This is a genomic window from Novosphingobium sp., from assembly GCF_032093395.1.
Lineage (GTDB): Bacteria > Pseudomonadota > Alphaproteobacteria > Sphingomonadales > Sphingomonadaceae > Novosphingobium.
Genome location: NZ_DAMDBA010000162.1, coordinates 1 through 2,595, shown reverse-complemented (window position 1 = coordinate 2,595; position 2,595 = coordinate 1). Strand labels below are relative to the sequence as shown.

The window sequence follows — 2,595 nt, the reverse complement described above, 5'->3', positions numbered from 1 at the left end:
CATGCTCCGGGCGCCAGGCGAGGAGGCCTTTGAGCAAGCGGCCTAAAGCTTTGGGCGTTCCACACGCCTTGTATCTTTCCAGAGCGCAGCATGTTCACCGGTTCGCCGAGAATGACGACCCCCACGAGGAAGGCGCCGACCGCGCCAATTCCCGTCCAGATGGTATAGGCGGTACCGAGCGGCAGCATCTTCATCGAGAGCGATAGCAGCGCGAAGCTCGCGATCATCGCGGCGATGGTGATGAGCGAAGGGACGAGACGCGAGAAGCCTTCCGACTGCTTCATGGAGAAGGCCCAAAGAACTTCAAACAGACCGGCGACGGATAGATAGAACTACGCCAAGGCGACCTCCTTTCGCAAGGGTCGCCGGGCCGTCCCGGACATGAGCCTCGGCATGCCGAGGGAGGACGTGGCCTCGCGCCCGTCAGATAGGAAACGCCAAGAACGTTTCAATCCCAGGCTGGAGGCCGCCCGAAGGTCGGGCGCGCGAGGACGAGGGATCATTCGGCGCGCGATCTGCCCGTATGGCATTGCGCGAGGAAGACGTTCGGATCGAACCCGTCAGCGCACGACAATCTCTGCGCCAGCCTTGACCCGGTCGAGCGCGATCAGGCTGCGGAAGCTGGACACCGCCTCATTGTCCGCGAACAGACGCCGGGTGATGGCTTCATATTCGATCATATCGTCTGTCACGATCACCAGCACGAAGCTGATCCCGCCCGTCACATAGTAGCATTGCTGGACTTCGGGCGCCGCCAGGAAAAGGGCTTTGGCACCGTCCACGGTCTGCGGCCGCTCATTGATCAGGGTGACCTCGACGATCGACGTAATGGTCATGCCGAGCGCCTTTGTGTCAACGATCGCGACATTGCGCTCGATGACGCCGGCCGCTTCCATGGCCGCGATGCGTCGTTGAACTGCGGCAGCGGACAGGTTCACCGCTTCGGCAATCGTGCGTTGCGGCGTCTTGGTGTCGCGCTGGACAATACGGAGGATGGCGCGGTCGAAGCTATCAAGCTTGCGAAGACGGGAGGACGGTTGAGGCATGGGTGAGTTTTTGTTGCATTTCGCACCCCGATCAAGAGCGCAAAACCCGTCTTCATGATGATAATCGCTCGGTCTCAGCAAGGAGCAGGTCATGGACATCGCCATTCCCCGTTCGGCGGGGACCGACAGAATGTGGCAGGGCGTGGCCTGCGGGATGGCAGCAGAAGCGCTCTGGGGGCTGGTGTTTCTTGCGCCTGAACTGGCCCGCGCCTTCACGCCGCTCGAACTCGCGATCGGCCGCTATCTTGCTTATGGGCTCCTGTCGGCAGCCTTGATCGCACCGCGCTGGCGTGCCGTCGCGTTGATGCTCTCGGCAAGCGACTGGCTCTCGCTGGTCTGGCTCGCGGTTGCCGGCAACACTCTCTATTATGTCTTGCTTTCGAGCGCTGTGCAGTTGGGTGGGGTGACCATGACCTCTCTCGTCATCGGATTCCTCCCGGTTCTAGTCACGATCATTGGCAGCCGCGAGCGGCAGGCGGTGCCGCTGCGGACGCTCGCGCCATCGCTGGCCTTGTGCATTGCTGGCGCTGTCTGCATCGGCTGGCAGGCCATTGCCAAGCCGATAACCGGATCAGGCGGTGCATCGCTGGTGGGCCTCCTTTGTGCCATCGGAGCGCTGTTGTCCTGGACCGCCTTTGCCGTGAGCAACAATCGCTGCCTGGCGCGGCTCGACCGCGTGTCGGTCCATGACTGGAGCCTGCTCACCGGTCTTATGACCGGTGCCCAGGCGCTTATGCTGGTCCCCGTGGCGATGGCTTTCGGGATGCTGCGCCACGATTCCTCATCCTGGCTGCTTTTCGGGAGCATCTCGATGGCGATCGCGCTATTTGCCTCGATCCTGGGCAATGCCCTGTGGAACCGGATGAGCCGGCTCCTTCCTCTCACGCTCTCCGGGCAGATGATCCTGTTCGAGACATTGTTTGCTATGCTCTATGGCCTGCTCTGGGAGCAGAGGTTGCCAACGCCGCTGGAAATCGCGGCATTCACCTTGCTGTTCATGGGAGTCACATCCTGCCTCGCGGTGCACCGCCGCCCTGTCGGGGCCATGGGCGCCGGCTGATCGCCCGGCGCGGCCGCCCGGCACAGCTGCCTTTCCAAGCCGTGTGGGACACGCAGCAGATCTTGGCAAGGCAGGATGCCCACACCGTGTGCCGGGGGCCGCGATCGGTTACCGGCCGACGCTACTTTCGGCGTTCGCAGTGAGGCCTTCCCGCATGAAAAATTCGAGCCACTTGCACCGACGGATCTCGCGGGCCGCTATGATGGGCTGGGTGCACTGCTCAACCGACTAGATCGGCCACAGGCTTCGTCCCATCACACGTCGAGCAGTCGCTCGAGGCCCTTGGCGACGCATTGCGCGGGCTCATCAGCCGTCAAGACCTCAAGACCCGTTGCGTCCGCGATCATGGTGCGCATCAAGGGCACCAGCGCGCTGCCGCCGGTCAGCAGGATGCCCTTGTCGTGGATGTCCTGACTGAGGTCTGGCGCGGTCTGTCCGAGCACGTCGCGCACGACCTTTACGATCTGGGCCACATGTTTTTCGACGACC

4 protein-coding genes are annotated in these 2,595 nt (G+C 62.8%); 1 reads left to right on the top strand and 3 read right to left on the bottom strand.

The window, feature by feature from the left end; all coding sequences use genetic code 11:
• The coding region (locus RT424_RS24280; RefSeq protein WP_313443453.1) for a multidrug efflux SMR transporter at positions 1–284 on the bottom strand (284 nt) is incomplete at its 3' end.
• A gap of 276 nt (positions 285–560) precedes the next feature.
• Positions 561–1,046: an Lrp/AsnC family transcriptional regulator gene (locus tag RT424_RS24275; protein WP_313443450.1), complete on the bottom strand. Its 486-nt coding sequence runs from the start codon at positions 1,044–1,046 to the stop codon at positions 561–563.
• 91 nt (positions 1,047–1,137) lie between these two features.
• On the opposite strand from RT424_RS24275, the gene RT424_RS24270 reads away from it, so the two are divergent.
• Positions 1,138–2,106 carry a DMT family transporter gene (locus RT424_RS24270; RefSeq protein WP_313443448.1) on the top strand — a complete coding sequence of 323 codons (969 nt, stop codon included), beginning with the start codon at positions 1,138–1,140 and terminating at the stop codon, positions 2,104–2,106.
• Positions 2,107–2,360: 254 nt separating this feature from the next.
• Here the strand turns inward: RT424_RS24270 and RT424_RS24265 are convergent.
• On the bottom strand, positions 2,361–2,595 hold a 235-nt coding region (locus tag RT424_RS24265), incomplete at its 5' end, for a rod shape-determining protein (protein ID WP_313443446.1).

Bases quoted from the DNA above. Each gene is read 5' to 3' on its own strand.
- RT424_RS24275 (WP_313443450.1), bottom strand. From the start codon at position 1,046: ATGCCTCAACCGTCCTCCCGTCTTCGCAAGCTTGATAGCTTCGACCGC.
- RT424_RS24270 (WP_313443448.1), top strand. From the start codon at position 1,138: ATGGACATCGCCATTCCCCGTTCGGCGGGGACCGACAGAATGTGGCAG.